The organism is Vibrio sp. R10-SG3-ISO3, from assembly GCF_059834225.1.
Genome location: NZ_JCBDHE010000059.1, coordinates 15,952 through 31,830, shown reverse-complemented (window position 1 = coordinate 31,830; position 15,879 = coordinate 15,952). Strand labels below are relative to the sequence as shown.

Annotated in this window: 12 protein-coding genes and 8 tRNA genes; 19 read left to right on the top strand and 1 reads right to left on the bottom strand. The window is 50.1% G+C overall.

The annotated features are described in order from the left end of the window. Nucleotides 1–59: 59 nt before the first annotated feature. A complete protein-coding gene (gene mutS / locus AC6R1A_RS17620; RefSeq protein ID WP_500633967.1) occupies nt 60–2,624 on the bottom strand; it encodes a DNA mismatch repair protein MutS in 2,565 nt (854 codons plus the stop codon). A 72-nt stretch (nt 2,625–2,696) separates the two neighbouring features. On the opposite strand from mutS, the gene pncC reads away from it, so the two are divergent. The 19 genes from pncC (at nt 2,697) to AC6R1A_RS17525 (ending at nt 15,871) form a co-directional block, all read left to right on the top strand. Continuing rightward, complete coding sequence (gene pncC, locus AC6R1A_RS17615; RefSeq protein ID WP_500633968.1) at nt 2,697–3,197, top strand: nicotinamide-nucleotide amidase; 501 nt, start codon at nt 2,697–2,699, stop codon at nt 3,195–3,197. A 180-nt stretch (nt 3,198–3,377) separates the two neighbouring features. After that, nucleotides 3,378–4,424: a recombinase RecA gene (gene recA / locus AC6R1A_RS17610; RefSeq protein ID WP_334568429.1), complete on the top strand. Its 1,047-nt coding sequence runs from the start codon at nt 3,378–3,380 to the stop codon at nt 4,422–4,424. Nucleotides 4,425–4,594: 170 nt separating this feature from the next. Beyond that, nucleotides 4,595–5,059: a recombination regulator RecX gene (recX, locus tag AC6R1A_RS17605; RefSeq protein WP_500633969.1), complete on the top strand. Its 465-nt coding sequence runs from the start codon at nt 4,595–4,597 to the stop codon at nt 5,057–5,059. Between the two features lie 133 nt (nt 5,060–5,192). After that, nucleotides 5,193–7,775: an alanine--tRNA ligase gene (alaS, locus tag AC6R1A_RS17600; protein WP_500633970.1), complete on the top strand. Its 2,583-nt coding sequence runs from the start codon at nt 5,193–5,195 to the stop codon at nt 7,773–7,775. A 193-nt stretch (nt 7,776–7,968) separates the two neighbouring features. Continuing rightward, complete coding sequence (locus AC6R1A_RS17595; RefSeq protein WP_500633971.1) at nt 7,969–9,156, top strand: aspartate kinase; 1,188 nt, start codon at nt 7,969–7,971, stop codon at nt 9,154–9,156. Nucleotides 9,157–9,248: 92 nt separating this feature from the next. Then, nucleotides 9,249–9,446 carry a carbon storage regulator CsrA gene (gene csrA, locus AC6R1A_RS17590; RefSeq protein WP_009847619.1) on the top strand — a complete coding sequence of 66 codons (198 nt, stop codon included), beginning with the start codon at nt 9,249–9,251 and terminating at the stop codon, nt 9,444–9,446. Between the two features lie 181 nt (nt 9,447–9,627). Beyond that, a tRNA-Ser gene (locus AC6R1A_RS17585) sits at nt 9,628–9,720 on the top strand. A 65-nt stretch (nt 9,721–9,785) separates the two neighbouring features. Continuing rightward, nucleotides 9,786–9,862 (top strand) — tRNA-Arg (locus tag AC6R1A_RS17580). Between the two features lie 24 nt (nt 9,863–9,886). Next, a tRNA-Ser gene (locus AC6R1A_RS17575) sits at nt 9,887–9,979 on the top strand. Nucleotides 9,980–10,063: 84 nt separating this feature from the next. Continuing rightward, a tRNA-Arg gene (locus tag AC6R1A_RS17570) sits at nt 10,064–10,140 on the top strand. Nucleotides 10,141–10,190: 50 nt separating this feature from the next. After that, a tRNA-Arg gene (locus tag AC6R1A_RS17565) sits at nt 10,191–10,268 on the top strand. 70 nt (nt 10,269–10,338) lie between these two features. Further along, nucleotides 10,339–10,415 (top strand) — tRNA-Arg (locus AC6R1A_RS17560). A gap of 51 nt (nt 10,416–10,466) precedes the next feature. Then, nucleotides 10,467–10,543: transfer RNA gene (locus tag AC6R1A_RS17555), tRNA-Arg, on the top strand. Nucleotides 10,544–10,614: 71 nt separating this feature from the next. After that, nucleotides 10,615–10,691 (top strand) — tRNA-Arg (locus tag AC6R1A_RS17550). A 452-nt stretch (nt 10,692–11,143) separates the two neighbouring features. Beyond that, complete coding sequence (locus AC6R1A_RS17545; protein ID WP_334555094.1) at nt 11,144–11,401, top strand: oxaloacetate decarboxylase subunit gamma; 258 nt, start codon at nt 11,144–11,146, stop codon at nt 11,399–11,401. A gap of 31 nt (nt 11,402–11,432) precedes the next feature. Then, the gene (oadA, locus tag AC6R1A_RS17540) at nt 11,433–13,208 is read left to right on the top strand and encodes a sodium-extruding oxaloacetate decarboxylase subunit alpha (protein ID WP_500633037.1); all 1,776 of its coding nucleotides are present in this window, start codon (nt 11,433–11,435) and stop codon (nt 13,206–13,208) included. 9 nt (nt 13,209–13,217) lie between these two features. Next, nucleotides 13,218–14,348: a sodium ion-translocating decarboxylase subunit beta gene (locus AC6R1A_RS17535; RefSeq protein ID WP_500631231.1), complete on the top strand. Its 1,131-nt coding sequence runs from the start codon at nt 13,218–13,220 to the stop codon at nt 14,346–14,348. Between the two features lie 117 nt (nt 14,349–14,465). Further along, entirely contained in the window at nt 14,466–15,416 is a 951-nt protein-coding gene (locus tag AC6R1A_RS17530; RefSeq protein WP_500633036.1) for an NADP-dependent oxidoreductase, read from the top strand. Further along, a complete protein-coding gene (locus tag AC6R1A_RS17525) occupies nt 15,410–15,871 on the top strand; it encodes a YqaA family protein (protein ID WP_500633035.1) in 462 nt (153 codons plus the stop codon). Before AC6R1A_RS17530 ends, AC6R1A_RS17525 begins: the two co-directional genes overlap by 7 nt. Nucleotides 15,872–15,879: the final 8 nt, after the last annotated feature.

The following is a 15,879-nucleotide window of genomic DNA, read 5'->3' as shown; positions in this document are numbered from 1 at the left end:
ACAAGGCCTCCCAAATTCGGGAGGCCTTGTTGTCTGTAGGCTTGATAGTGTACTGAGCTTTAGAGGTATTTCTTTAAACGGTACAGCGCTTCTAATGCTTGTCGAGGCGTTAAATCATCAGGGTCAATATTGGCCAGCATCTGTTCCACTTCACTTGGCTCGGGGATCAAGCTGAGCTGGTTAGCCACATCAACGCCAGCTCGCGCAGGTGCTGGCGCATCGGTTAACGAGATTGATTCCAACTGCTGCAATTTAGCTCGTGCTTGTTTGATGACACTTTTTGGTACGCCAGCTAACCCGGCAACGGCGAGACCGTAGGATTTACTTGCCGCCCCTTCTTGCACCGCGTGCATAAAGGCAATGCTATCGCCGTGCTCCACCGCATCAAGGTGTACGTTGGCTAAGGTTGCGATCTGGTTGGGCAGCTCTGTTAATTCAAAATAGTGGGTGGCGAACAGAGTCATCGCTCCAAGCTCTTTGGCAAGCCATTCAGCGCTTGCCCAAGCAAGCGACAAGCCATCGTAGGTACTGGTGCCACGGCCAATTTCATCCATTAACACTAAGCTGCGCTCCGTGGCGTTGTGCAAGATGTTGGCGGTTTCTGTCATTTCGACCATAAAGGTTGAGCGCCCAGAGGCCAGATCGTCGGAGGCGCCAATACGGGTAAATATACGATCAATCGAGCCTATGGTTGCCGATTCAGCGGGCACATAGGAGCCGATATGCGCCATCAAAGCGATAAGGGCGGTTTGGCGCATGTAGGTCGATTTACCGCCCATGTTAGGCCCGGTAATGATCAACATCTTACGTTGTGGCGTCAGTTCTGTGGGGTTGGCAATAAACGGCTCATCCATTACCTGCTCCACCACTGGATGGCGACCGCCTTGGATATGAACACCAATCTCACCATTGAGTATCGGGCGGCAGTAGTCGAGGCTATCGGCGCGCTCTGCTAGGTTTTGCAACACATCGATTTGTGACAATGCTGAGGCCAGGTTTTGCATCTGCTCTAAATGAGGCAGCAGCAGATCAAACAGGCCTTCCCATAACTGCTTTTCGAGCGCCAGTGCTTTTGACTTGGAGTTTAAGACCTTGTCTTCATGCTCTTTTAGCTCAGGAATGATATAGCGCTCGGCATTTTTTAACGTTTGGCGGCGAACATAATGAGGCGGCACAAGGTGGCTTTGGCCACGGCTGACCTGAATAAAGAAGCCGTGCACATTGTTGTAGCCGACTTTCAATGTATCAATGCCGTGACGTTCGCGCTCTTCTTGCTCAAGTTGGTCCAGGTATTCGGTGGCGCCATCGGCCAATTTACGCCATTCATCGAGCTCTGCGTCGTAGCCTTGTGCAATCACTCCTCCGTCACGAATGACGACGGGCGGATTCTCTTTAACGGCGCGCTCAAGCAGCTCGCAGACCTCATTCATCGGCGCGGCATACTGGGCGAGCTTTTTAAGGTACGGGTGTTCAGCGCTTTTCATCACATCAGCGAGCTCTGGCAACTGTTGCATGGCAAAGCGCAGTCTTGCCATATCGCGAGGTCGAGCACTGCGTAGCGCTAAACGTGCAAGAATGCGTTCAATGTCGCCCACTTGTTTGAGTACGGGCGCTAACTCAGCAAAGAGCGTGTTCTGCTTAAGTTCTGTGATGGCGTCGAGACGCTGATTGAGCGTGTCGATATCGCGCATCGGTTGGTGCAACCAACGTTTGAGCATTCGACTGCCCATTGGCGTTGCGGTGTGATCGAGTACGGAAGCCAACGTGTTGTCGGTGCCGCCTGCGAGGTTTTGTGTGATTTCCAAATTGCGTCTTGTCGCCGCGTCTAAGATCACCGAATGATCTTGGCGATCAAACGTCAACGAGCGAATATGAGGCAGGGCGGTGCGTTGCGTATCTTTGACGTACTGGACCAAACAGCCAGCGGCACAGAGACCCAGTTTGGCATGCTCAACACCAAAGCCGACCAAATCTCGCGTGCCAAATTGTTGGTTAAGCTGCTGCTTGGCCGTATCGAGCTCGAATTCCCAGATTGGTCGGCGGCGATTACCACTGCGCGAAGACATCAGATGCACGGGCTCAAAATCTTCAGGGAACAAAAGCTCTCTTGGCGAAGTGCGCTGCAGCTCTGCCGCCATCGCTTCTTCGCTTTGCGGCTCCATCAACTGAAAGCGACCGGAAGTTACATCGAGCGTCGCGTAGCCGAATCGACCGTCGTGATGATAGATCGCGGCAATCAAGTTATCGATCCGTTCAGAGAGTAGGGCTTCATCGGTCACTGTGCCGGGTGTCACGATGCGCACTACCTTACGCTCCACAGGGCCTTTGCTGGTGGCTGGATCGCCGATCTGCTCACAAATTGCGACGGATTCACCGAGTTGAACCAACTTGGCGAGATAGCCTTCGACTGCGTGGAAAGGCACGCCCGCCATCGGGATGGGTTCACCGGCAGAAGCGCCACGCTTAGTGAGGGAAATGTCTAACAATTGCGAGGCGCGTTTTGCGTCATCGTAAAACAGTTCATAAAAATCCCCCATGCGGTAAAAGAGCAGAATGTCAGGGTTCTCTGCCTTTAACTTGAGATACTGCTGCATCATTGGGGTATGTTTTTGTTCTGCTTTCACGGTTACATCTTTCGTTTGTGGTTATTGCGGCTTAGGATACGTGAATCACCAAATGGGTAAAAGGTGCAAAGGATGCAAAGCAAACAAAATTTATCTCACCAAGTTGGGGAAGCCTTGGCTCAACATGGCTTGGTGCTGACGACCGCAGAGTCCTGTACCGGTGGCGGTGTCGCGACAGCGATCACAGACATCGCTGGCAGCTCAGCGTGGTTCGATCGAGCGTTTGTCACCTACAGCAACGAAGCGAAAATTGAGATGCTGGGCGTGAGTGCTGTTACTTTGGAACAATATGGCGCGGTGAGCGAACCGACGGTGCGCGAAATGGCGCAGGGAGCATTGGCTCATTCACGGGCCGACATCGCGATAGCGATTAGCGGCATCGCGGGTCCAGGCGGCGGAACGCAAGAGAAGCCGGTAGGCACGGTCTGTTTTGCCTGGTGTGACCGTCACTCATGGCAAAAAATCGAGACGTTCCATTTTAATGGGAACCGTGACGCAGTTCGCTCCGCTGCGGTCGAAACCGCTTTAGAAGTACTGTATAAAGAGTTGCAACAGCGAGCGAAAACGTCGTAGCTAAAACAGTTAAGTCTTACTTATCAGTAATATACGATTGAATTTCAAAAAAACGCTGATCAGCTATAGACACTGTATGAATCAACAGTATAATGGCGTTTATAGAGTGTTCGGGCCACCCCCGATTTGAAGAAAGTATTCATTTTTACCTAATTTCAGGTGAAAGTTTTGGAGAAAGTAATGGACGATAACAAACAGAAAGCGCTCGCCGCTGCGCTAGGCCAGATTGAAAAGCAATTCGGTAAAGGTTCAATCATGCGCCTTGGTGACAACCGCGCAATGGATGTGGAAACGATTTCTACTGGTTCTCTTTCTCTTGATATTGCACTGGGTGCTGGTGGCCTACCAATGGGTCGTATCGTTGAGATTTACGGCCCTGAATCATCAGGTAAAACAACCTTAACGCTTGAACTGATTGCCGCTGCGCAACGTGAAGGTAAAACGTGTGCCTTTATCGATGCTGAGCACGCGCTTGACCCTGTCTACGCGAAAAAACTGGGTGTGGATATCGATGCGTTATTAGTGTCTCAGCCAGACACAGGCGAGCAAGCGCTTGAAATTTGTGACGCGCTCGCACGTTCTGGTGCGATTGACGTGATGGTTATTGACTCCGTTGCTGCCTTGACACCAAAGGCTGAAATCGAAGGCGAAATGGGCGACAGCCACATGGGTCTTCAAGCGCGTATGCTTTCACAAGCAATGCGTAAGTTGACGGGTAACCTTAAGCAATCTAACTGTATGTGTATCTTCATCAACCAGATTCGTATGAAGATCGGTGTGATGTTTGGTAACCCTGAAACCACCACGGGTGGTAACGCGCTAAAATTCTACGCTTCTGTCCGTCTTGATATCCGTCGTACGGGTTCTATCAAAGAAGGCGATGAAGTGGTCGGTAACGAGACGCGCATCAAAGTGGTTAAGAACAAGATTGCCGCACCGTTTAAGCAAGCTGAAACGCAAATTATGTACGGTCAAGGTTTCAACCGTGAAGGCGAGCTTATTGACCTTGGCGTGAAACACAAGATGGTAGAAAAAGCCGGTGCATGGTACAGCTACAACGGTGACAAGATCGGTCAGGGTAAAGCGAACGCGTGTAAGTTCCTGCGTGAGAACCCTGAAGCGGCGAAAACACTGGATAAAAAGCTGCGTGACCTTCTGCTTTCTCCGGCTGAAATCCCAGCTGAAGAGCCAGAATTTGGCCAAGCGCCAGAGCAAGAAGAGCTATAAGCTTTTAGCGTCATTCATCAAAGCCCTGCTTATGCGGGGCTTTGTCGTTTCTTGTACTCTCAATGTTCGCTACATTCTCGATATGAAAAGTAGGCGGTACCTTCTCGAGAGTTACTGAATTCGAGAGTCACTGAATCATCCTCTCACTTGTCATGGATCACTGTGCGATTATGTATCAACGTCAACCTCCGACACTGTCCAGTAAAGAAGCTGCGATGCAATTGCTTAGCCGCCGAGATCACGGCGTGTATGAGCTGCAACAGAAGTTAAGCCTCAAAGGCTATGAGGACGCCGACATTCAAGAGGCGGTGAATTTTTGCCTAGAGCACCGCTATCTCGATGACCTGCGTTATGCCAAGAGCCAGGTTCGCCAACAGGTTTACAAAGGCCATGGTGAGCGTCGAATTCGCCAAGAGCTGCAACAAAAAAGAGTGGCTGAGTCGACAGTCAATCAAGCCCTTGAGGAAGAACCTCAAGACTGGTTTGAGCTTGCCAAGCTTGCGGCAGAGAAAAAATTCAAAGGCATCAAAGCACAAGATCAAAAAGCGTACGCTAAACAAGTGCGTTTCCTACAGTATCGTGGATACAGCTTTGAACAAATCAGTTACGCCTTAAACGACCATTGTGACTCTTAATTCAACACGCTTTCATCAATCTAAGCGTGAAGTAGCGTCAACGGCGGCATTTTTTCAAGAAAACTAGTCGTAGCTGACTGCATGATCTACAATACGGCAAAATTCTAACTCGACTATTTTCAGGAAGAGCTGCATGTACATGAGCACTGATGAGGTTCGTAACGCGTTCCTCAAGTTCTTTGAAAGCAAAGGACACCAAATCGTAGAAAGTTCATCGTTAGTACCGCATAACGACCCAACCCTGCTATTTACTAACGCAGGCATGAACCAATTCAAAGATTGCTTCTTGGGCGCAGAAAAACGTGCCTACACGCGAGCAACTACGGCTCAGCGTTGTGTACGTGCGGGTGGTAAACACAATGACCTAGAGAACGTCGGCTTCACGGCTCGTCACCACACCTTCTTCGAAATGCTCGGTAACTTCAGTTTTGGTGATTACTTCAAAGAAGATGCCATTGCGTTCGCTTGGGAGTTTCTGACCGAAACATTGCAATTGCCAAAAGATCGTCTTTTAGTCACTGTCTACGAGACCGATGACGAAGCATTTGAAATCTGGAACAAAAAAGTAGGTGTTCCCGCCGATCGTATCGTACGCATTGGTGACAAAGAGGGCGGTAAGCAATACGAGTCAGACAACTTCTGGACCATGGGTGATACGGGCCCATGCGGTCCTTGTACCGAAATCTTCTACGATCACGGTGAGCACATTTGGGGTGGCCGTCCGGGTACGCCTGAAGAAGATGGCGACCGTTTCATCGAGATCTGGAACAACGTATTCATGCAGTTCAACCGGCATGCTGACGGTACGATGGAGCCACTACCTAAGCCAGCTGTTGACACGGGCATGGGTATTGAGCGTATTTCTGCCATCATGCAGGGCGTTCATTCAAACTACGAAATCGATGTATTCCAAAAGCTCATCAAAGCGGCGGCAGAAGTGGTCGGTTGCGAAGACCTTTCAAACCAATCGCTACGCGTGATTGCTGACCACATTCGCTCTTGTTCATTCCTAATCGCAGATGGTGTGATGCCTTCAAACGAAGGCCGTGGTTACGTTTTGCGTCGTATTATTCGTCGTGCTGTGCGTCACGGTAATAAACTAGGTGCCAAAGGCGTCTTCTTCTACAAGCTTGTCGGTGTTTTGGCTGAAGTGATGGGCAGCGCCGCTGACGAACTTAAGAAGCAACAAGCGGTTGTTGAGAAAGTACTTCGCATTGAGGAAGAAAACTTTGGCCGTACACTCGAGCGTGGCATGGTTATCCTCAATGAAGCACTGGATGCACTTGAAGGTAAAGAGCTTGATGGCGAGACCGTATTTAAGCTTTATGACACATACGGCTTCCCGGCTGACTTAACTAACGACGTGGCTCGTGAGCGTGATTTCACCATCGACGAAGCGGGTTTCGAAAAAGCGATGGAAGAGCAGCGTCAGCGTGCACGTGAAGCCGGCCAATTCGATACGGATTACAACGCAACCATTAAAACGGAAGCGGAAACCGAATTTTGCGGTTACACCGGCACTCAAGGTAAGAGTCATGTGGCTGAAATCTTCGTTGAAGGTGAAGTGGCAGAATCTCTATCGGCAGGTGACAAAGCGATCATCATCCTGGGTGAAACGCCTTTCTATGCAGAATCTGGTGGTCAATGTGGCGATGCGGGTGTTCTGAAAACAGAATCAGGCCTATTCAAAGTCGAAGATACTCAGAAGTTGGGTAATGCGATTGCGCACCACGGCGTTTTGGCTGAAGGTGTACTGGCAAAAGGCGAACAAGTTGAAGCGCTGGTTGACGCTGAGCGTCGTGCGGCTATCTCTCTCAACCACTCAGCCACGCACTTGCTTCACGCAGCGCTGCGCCAAGTCCTTGGTGAGCACGTCACGCAAAAAGGCTCACTGGTTAAGCCTGAAAACCTTCGTTTTGACTTCTCTCACTTAGAAGCGGTAACCGCGGCTGAACTGAAAGAAGTGGAGCGCTTGGTCAATGCCCAGGTTCGTCGCAACCATACGATTGAAACCAATATCATGGACATCGAGTCGGCGAAGAAGAAAGGGGCAATGGCTCTGTTCGGCGAAAAATACGACGATGAAGTGCGTGTACTATCGATGGGTGACTTCTCGACCGAACTGTGTGGTGGTATCCACGCGGCCAATACGGGTGATATTGGTCTCTTTAAGATCACGTCAGAAGGTGGTATTGCAGCGGGTATCCGTCGTATTGAAGCGGTAACGGGTGAAGCAGCGTTAGATGCGATTGAAGCTCAAGCGGCGAAGTACGAAGAGAAGCTGGCGGAATCTGCGCAGAAAGCCAAATCTTTGGAAAAAGAGATCCAGAAGCTCAAAGACAAGATGGCTGCAGCCGAGAGTGCCAACATCATGGGTAAAGTACAGGATATTGCCGGTACTAAAGTCCTGATTGCAGCACTAGAAGGTGCGGACAACAAAAATCTTCGCGTTATGGTAGACGATGTCAAAAATCAGATGGGCAGCGGCATCATCATGCTGGCGAACATCAACGATGACAAAGTCGGCCTTATCGCAGGCGTGACCAAAGATCTCATCGGCAAAGTAAAAGCGGGTGAGTTGGTCAACATGGTCGCGCAACAAGTCGGTGGTAAAGGCGGCGGTCGCCCTGATATGGCTCAAGCTGGTGGTACGGATGTGTCGGCACTACCGAAAGCGCTTGAATCCGTTCAAGGGTGGCTGGAAGAGCGCCTCTAAAATCGCGAGAGTAATTATCACGCTCAATCATTAGTTTGATTGGGCGTAATTTATTTTTGTAAGCCAAGTGGTTTAATTGGGCCTGATGAATCAAGCCTATAAGCCGCTTGGTTTTTGTTTTAACTACTGCAAACAATATTCAACGCATTGAATGCAGTCCTAATGAGACATAGTCTTGGGAAGGTGAAGACTGGTGAAAAAGCCCCTTATCGTGCAAAAGTTTGGTGGAACCTCAGTGGGTTCTATTGAGAGAATTCATACGGTAGCCAAACACATCATTAACGCGAAAAATGATGGTAATCAAGTGGTTGTCGTGGTGTCTGCGATGTCTGGTGAAACCAATCGATTGATGGATTTGGCGAAGCAGGTAGACAGCGTACCGACGGCGAGAGAACTTGATGTTTTGCTCTCTGCTGGTGAACAAGTATCGATGGCTTTATTGGCGATGATGCTCAATAAACTTGGCTATCCGGCCCGTTCACTTACCGGAGCACAAGCAGGCATTGTGACGGATAATGTTCACAATGATGCGACGATTAAACAGATTGATACCCAACTTATCGATGAACTGCTGGCGGAAGACCATATTGTGGTCGTGGCTGGTTTTCAGGGGATCAATGAAAAAGGGGACATCACCACACTGGGACGCGGCGGTTCGGACACCAGCGCAGTGACTCTAGCGGGCGCTTTGCAAGCCGATGAGTGCCAAATCTTTACCGATGTGGATGGCATATATACCTGTGACCCTCGTGTTGTGGCCAACGCGAAAAAGCTAGAAGTGATCGACTTCCCATCCATGGAAGAGATGGCACGTAAAGGGGCGAAGGTATTGCACTTGCCCTCTGTACAGTACGCATGGCAACACAATGTGCCTTTGCGTGTGTTATCCACCTTTGACACTAACCCTGGCAGCTTAGTCAAAGGGGAAGAGTGCCAAGATGCGGTTTGTGGTATTGCGCTGCAGCGAGATATGCGTCTGATCAGCATTGAAAAAGAGTCACTTGAGAGCCTGAAGAAACAGTGTTTAATGTTAGGTATTCATATCTGGAATGTGATCGAGTATGCAGAATGGGTCGACGTGGTGTTAAAAGAGGACGCATACTCTAAACTGGAACTGGTTTTCAAAGACAAAATCCGCAATAGTGGGTCTGTTAGCTTACTCACCGCAGTAGGTTTGCATGTCGAAGGATTGGTAGAACAGTCGTGTGCGTTATTGTCAGAAGTTGCCATTGACGTGATTCATGTATCGATTAACCCGCAATCGTTAACTTTGGTGGTTGAACCTGAGTCTGTTGATAAAGCGGCTAATGTACTGCATGAGCATTACATCACTTCTGCAAAGGCGATCGACTGCTTAGAAAAACATGCCTTTTGGGGTTGATTAGTCACAACAATAGAGTTTACGTAAATAACCCTTTTGTTGGATAATAACCCAGTAGCAAGATAAATCAGAGATTACTCAAGGAGCACAGAATGCTAATTTTAACTCGCCGAGTGGGCGAAACTCTAATGATCGGTGACGAAGTAACAGTAACCGTACTGGGTGTAAAAGGTAACCAGGTACGTATCGGCGTCAATGCTCCGAAAGAAGTATCCGTTCACCGCGAAGAAATCTACATGCGAATTCAAGCGGAAAAAGGCAACGGTAACGTTGCACCAGGTAACTACTAACCTGTGAAAAGGCTGACGATTGTCAGCCTTTTTTGTATCGCCAATTGTGACAAAGTGAATGAAAAGAGCGAATTAACATCGCTTTGATTAAATACCCAACGGTTGAAGTATAAAATGACGTTTTTGCCAAGAAAGTGTTTGACATATTTTTGGTAAATCGTAATATGTGCCTCCGCAAGACGGTGAGGTGGCCGAGAGGCTGAAGGCGCTCCCCTGCTAAGGGAGTATACGGTTTGTAGCCGTATCGAGGGTTCGAATCCCTCCCTCACCGCCATTCTTGCACTGCTCGTTAGAGCATTCGTTTAAAGCGTTCTTTGGAAGAACAGCGGAAAACATTGCGCGCTCGTAGCTCAGCTGGATAGAGTACCTGGCTACGAACCAGGCGGTCGAAGGTTCGAATCCTTCCGAGCGCGCCATATTTCCTTACCAGGGAATAAAACGGTGAGGTGGCCGAGAGGCTGAAGGCGCTCCCCTGCTAAGGGAGTATACGGTTTGTAGCCGTATCGAGGGTTCGAATCCCTCCCTCACCGCCATTAATTGGCCTATGGTCAATTTTTTTGTTTTAGACGAAAATTTGTGTGATATACTTCACAACCTTCTCGTAATGAGAATATTGCGCGCTCGTAGCTCAGCTGGATAGAGTACCTGGCTACGAACCAGGCGGTCGAAGGTTCGAATCCTTCCGAGCGCGCCACTATTACGTTTGATTGATGATGGCAATAGACCAAAATCAGTAAAACCGACGCGTCCTTAGCTCAGCTGGATAGAGTACCTGGCTACGAACCAGGCGGTCGGAAGGTTCGAATCCTCCAGGACGCGCCACTCTTTAGGGCATAGCCCGACCACTATTGGTGTCCCAATAGTCACAAATTTCTCGTAATGAGAAGATTGCGCGCTCGTAGCTCAGCTGGATAGAGTACCTGGCTACGAACCAGGCGGTCGAAGGTTCGAATCCTTCCGAGCGCGCCACTATAACGTTTGATTGATGATGGCGAATAGGCCAAAGTCAGTGAAACCGACGCGTCCTTAGCTCAGCTGGATAGAGTACCTGGCTACGAACCAGGCGGTCGGAGGTTCGAATCCTCCAGGACGCGCCACTCTTTAGGGCAATAGCCCGACCACTATTGGTGTCCCAATAGTCACAAATTTTTCGTAATGAGAAGATTGCGCGCTCGTAGCTCAGCTGGATAGAGTACCTGGCTACGAACCAGGCGGTCGAAGGTTCGAATCCTTCCGAGCGCGCCATATTATAAGCCCCGCTAGCGATAGCGGGGCTTTTTAACATCTTCGTAATATTATTCCAACCTTCCATTTACAACTTGATGTTTTTTATGAAGTTTTTCGTGAAACATTAAGTCTATCCCAGTAATTGCTCCAAATTTGCAATAACGTCATAAAATCAGCAGTTATTTGTGCTCGGATACGGTGAAATTGCAGATTTATGTGATTTGTAAGACGTGTTCGTCCTTAGAAATGTGCATTATCCTCAAGAGTGCAGGAATCAAAATTGACAAAGTTTAGCCAATCGAGATAATCCTAAACCTCTTGTCGGGATTAAACGGTTTATCCTGAACAATGATGGGCCAGCTTTGCGCTGGTTTTATTAGGCCATCAGGACTTTTTATTCGACCCTTAGGATAATGACGTCCACATTGAGGCCTATCTCCTTGTCAGGATGACAAAGAAAGGATGCAAAAATGGAAAATGTTGGAAGCCTGCTAGTAGACGCGGCCGCCCTGATGTTAACAGGGATGACGGTTGTGTTTCTGTTCCTCACTATTCTTGTCTATCTCGTTCGGCTGATGTCGAAACTGGTCCCCGAAGAGGTGCCAGAGCCGATCGCCACCCCACTTAAAAATAATAAAGTTCAACCCAGCTCTTCTACGGTGAGCCCGACTGTTGTAGCGGCGATCTCCGCTGCGGTGCATCAATATCGCACCAAGACGGCAAATTAGTATTGGACTGGATTAAAAGGAGTTAATGAGCATGTCTAAACCACTAGCGTTAACCGACGTGGTACTTCGTGACGCCCATCAATCGCTGTTTGCGACCCGTATGCGCCTTGAAGATATGTTACCTATCGCAGCTGAGCTCGATAAAGTCGGATATTGGTCTTTAGAAACATGGGGCGGTGCCACCTTTGATGCCTGTATCCGTTTCTTAGGAGAGGATCCTTGGGAGCGTCTTCGCGCATTGAAACAAGCGATGCCAAACACGCCGATGCAGATGTTACTGCGTGGACAAAATTTATTGGGCTATCGCCACTACGCGGATGATGTGGTGGAGAAATTCGTCGAGCGTGCCCATGCCAATGGTATGGATGTGTTCCGTATTTTCGACGCCATGAACGATGTGAGAAACTTCGAGAAAGCGGTCAAAGCGACCGTCGATGTGGGTGCGCACGCTCAAGGTACGCTCTCTTACACCACCAGTCCTGTGCACAACGCCGATACTTGGGTGGATCTGGCCAAGCGCTTAGAAGACTTGGGCTGTCATTCTCTCTGTATTAAAGATATGTCTGGCTTGCTTAAGCCTTACGAAGCCGAAGAGCTGATCACGCGTATTAAAGCCTCAACGGACATTCCATTGGCTCTCCATTGTCACGCGACGACTGGCCTATCTACGGCCACGGCAGTGAAAGCGGTAGAGGCGGGCGTGGATATTCTCGATACGGCGATCTCCTCGATGAGCTGTACCTATGGCCATACGCCAACAGAAACTGTGGTGGCAATGCTAGAAGGGACAGAGCGCGACACAAACCTCAAGTTGGATCAGCTTGAACCTATTGCGGCGTATTTCCGCGAGGTTCGTAAGAAGTACGCGAAATTTGAAGGTCAGTTGAAAGGCGTCGATTCTCGTATCTTGATTGCTCAAGTACCTGGCGGCATGTTGACCAACATGGAGAGCCAGCTTAAAGAGCAGGGCGCCGCGGATCGTCTTGATGAAGTGCTGGAAGAGATCCCACGTGTTCGTCAAGATCTTGGCTACATTCCTCTCGTCACCCCAACCTCACAGATCGTTGGTACCCAAGCGGTGATCAACGTGCTTACTGGCGAGCGTTACAAGAGCATTACCAAAGAAACCGCAGGCATACTCAAAGGCGAGTATGGCGCAGCGCCCGCAGAGCTTAATGCAGAACTTCAAGCGAAAGTGCTGGATGGCGCGGAAGCGATCACTTGCCGCCCTGCGGATCTTTTGGTTGATGAGATGGACACCCTCACTGACGATCTGCTGACAAAAGCGAAGGCGGAAGGTATCGCGTTGGCGCAAGACACCGTTGATGACGTGTTGACGTACGCACTCTTCCCACAAGTGGGGCTGAAGTTCCTTAAAAACCGTCTTAATCCAGATGCGTTTGAGCCTGCGCCGGGTAAAGAAGAGCCTGTCGTTGCAGCCCCTAGCGTTGCCGCACAAGGCGGAATTGAAACCTACAGCGTTAAGGTCGATGGCCAAGTGTACGATGTTGAGGTGGGCCCTCAAGGTCAGCTCAGCTCCGTCACACCAGCGAAATCGGTGTCGTCGGCTCCTGCACCTGCGGCAGAAAGCAATGCCGAAACAGTACCCGCACCACTGGCGGGTAACATTTTCAAAGTAAATGTACAAAGCGGCGCTGAAGTGGCAGAAGGTGATGTCCTACTCATCTTAGAAGCCATGAAGATGGAAACTGAAGTCCGCGCGGCGCGTGCTGGCATCGTCCAAGATCTGCATGTCAAAGAAGGTGATGCCGTGACGGTAGGCGCCCCGTTATTAAGCTTGGCGTAAGGGAGTAACATGGAAGGTTTAATGACTCTGTGGTCAGAGACAGGGATCGCTCACTTCGAATTTGGCCAGATTTGCATGATCTTGGTCGGCTGTGTGCTGCTGTTTTTGGCTATCCGCAAAGGTTTTGAGCCATTGCTGCTGCTGCCGATCGGCTTTGGTGCGATCTTAGCGAATATTCCGAATGCGGGTTTTACCGAAGAGGGCGGTTTGCTCTATTACGTCTACTACGTGGGGATCGAATCGGGTATTTTCCCGCTGTTGATCTTTATGGGTGTGGGCGCGATGACGGACTTCGGTGCTTTGATCGCGAACCCTAAAACCTTGTGGCTAGGTGCTGCGGCGCAGTTTGGTATCTTCGCCACCTTGTTTGGTGCGATCTTGCTTAACTATGTGCCGGGTATGGAATTTAGTATGCCTGATGCGGCCTCGATCGCCATTATTGGTGGTGCAGATGGCCCAACGGCGATTTTCCTTGCCAGCAAATTGTCGCCCGATCTGCTCGGCGCGATTGCCGTGGCAGCCTACAGCTACATGGCGTTAGTGCCGATCATTCAGCCACCGATTATGAAAGCGCTGACTACGCCTGAGGAGCGCAAGATCCAAATGGCGCAACTGCGTCATGTGGGTAAAGCAGAGAAGATCCTGTTCCCATTGGCGGTCTTGTTGATGACGATCCTCTTTCTGCCAGCGGCGACGCCGTTGGTGGGTATGTTCTGTCTAGGTAACTTGATGCGTGAAGCTGGTGTGGTGGAGCGTTTATCGAAAACGGCGCAAAATGAATTGATCAATATAGTGACCATTTTCCTTGGGCTGGGTGTCGGCTCCAAGCTTCAAGCACAAGAGTTTCTTAACATCGAAACACTGGGGATCTTAGCGCTGGGTGCGGTTGCCTTCAGTATCGGTACCGCAGGCGGTGTCTTGATGGCGAAGCTACTCAATAAGCTGTCAAAAGAGGACATCAACCCATTGATTGGTGCTGCTGGTGTATCGGCGGTACCTATGGCTGCGCGCGTGGTGAATAAAGTCGGCTTGCAAGCAAACCCACAAAACTTCTTGCTGATGCATGCGATGGGCCCGAACGTGGCCGGAGTGCTCGGTTCGGCCGTGGCCGCCGGTATATTGCTGGCACTGGTTCAGTAGGTCGAGCGAGTGACGCAAGGCGAAATTGCGACAGTTCGGTTAACTTCTCACTAAGAATTGGTATATATTCAAAGGGATGCTTTCGCATCCCTTTTTTTATCGATAGGGAAAGTACACATGGAAAACAAACAAATCGTAATCACGAAATTTGGCGAACCGGATGTCTTAGCGATTCAATCTTCAGCGGTGCCTCATCCTCAAGCCGGCGAAGTGTTGGTTAAAGTGGCATTCGCTGGGGTTAACCCTATCGACGTAAAAACCCGTGCAGGGCTCGGTTGGGCTGCCGCGCAAAACAAAGACAACCTCCCTTGGGTGCCCGGCTACGATATCGCGGGAGAGATAGTAGCAGCGGGCGATGACGCGCAGCGTTTTGCTGTTGGCGATAAAGTGGCGGGATTTATTGGCTTTCCTTTGCAAGGTGGAGGCTACAGCCAGTATGTCGCCGTACCAGAGACGCTACTGACCTTAGTGCCTGATGCCATCACGTTGGAGGCGGCTGCCGCTCTGCCTTTGGCTGGGCAAACCGCTGTTCAGGCGCTGGATAAAGCCGGCGTCAAAGAAGGGCAACGCGTGCTTATTCTTGCGGGGGCTGGCGGGGTGGGGCACATCGCTGTCCAAGTGGCGCTCGCGGCGAAAGCGGAAGTGTTTACCACCTGTTCGGAAGCCAATTTGGATTACCTGGCGACATTGGGCGCACATGCGGTCAACTATCAGTTTGCCCCGGTCTCTGAGCGCGTTGAAGACGTAGATGTCTTGATTGACCTAGTGGGCGGTGACGCCGCATTAGATGCGCTAAAATGCCTAAAAGATGGCGCGACCGTCGTCACGGTTCCGACCATCAGTGCTGAGATGATTTGCGAAAAAGCCAAGATGCTGGGTTTTGAGGCGACCGGGATGCTGGTCGACCCAAATCCTGAACAGTTAGATGCCCTCGTCTATATGGTCAGCGTTGGCTTACTTAAAACGGAAATCCAGCACGTCTACCCAATGGACAATGTCGCTGATGCACATCGACAAATCGAGACGGGCAGAACGCGCGGGAAAGTCTTGCTTGATATGCAATGTTAGACGCGTTTAATCACGCATTTCAGTCGGTCGCATTGTGGTTTTCTGATTCGGCTCTGTGGGTACTCTTCGTCACAGGGTTTCTCAGTGCGACTCTGCTGCCGGGCGGCTCCGAGGCGGGGCTCGTTGCCACCCTCAGTCTCAATCAATTCTCCACTATGATGGTGATCGTCGTTGCCAGCCTAGGTAACACCTTGGGCGGGCTCACCAATTATTGGCTCGGGCTCTGGTTACCAAATCGAACTCAAGATGAAAAACACGGTCATAAAGCCGTAGCTTGGCTGCAAAAGTACGGCTATTGGTCATTGCTGCTCAGTTGGCTGCCGATTATTGGCGATCCTCTCTGTTTAGCCGCTGGGTGGCTGAGAATGCGTTTTTGGCCATGTTGCTGGCTTATTTTGCTGGGTAAGGCATTACGTTACAGCGCGTTAGCTGCGCTTTATTTTGGACTTTTCTAGGAGATGTC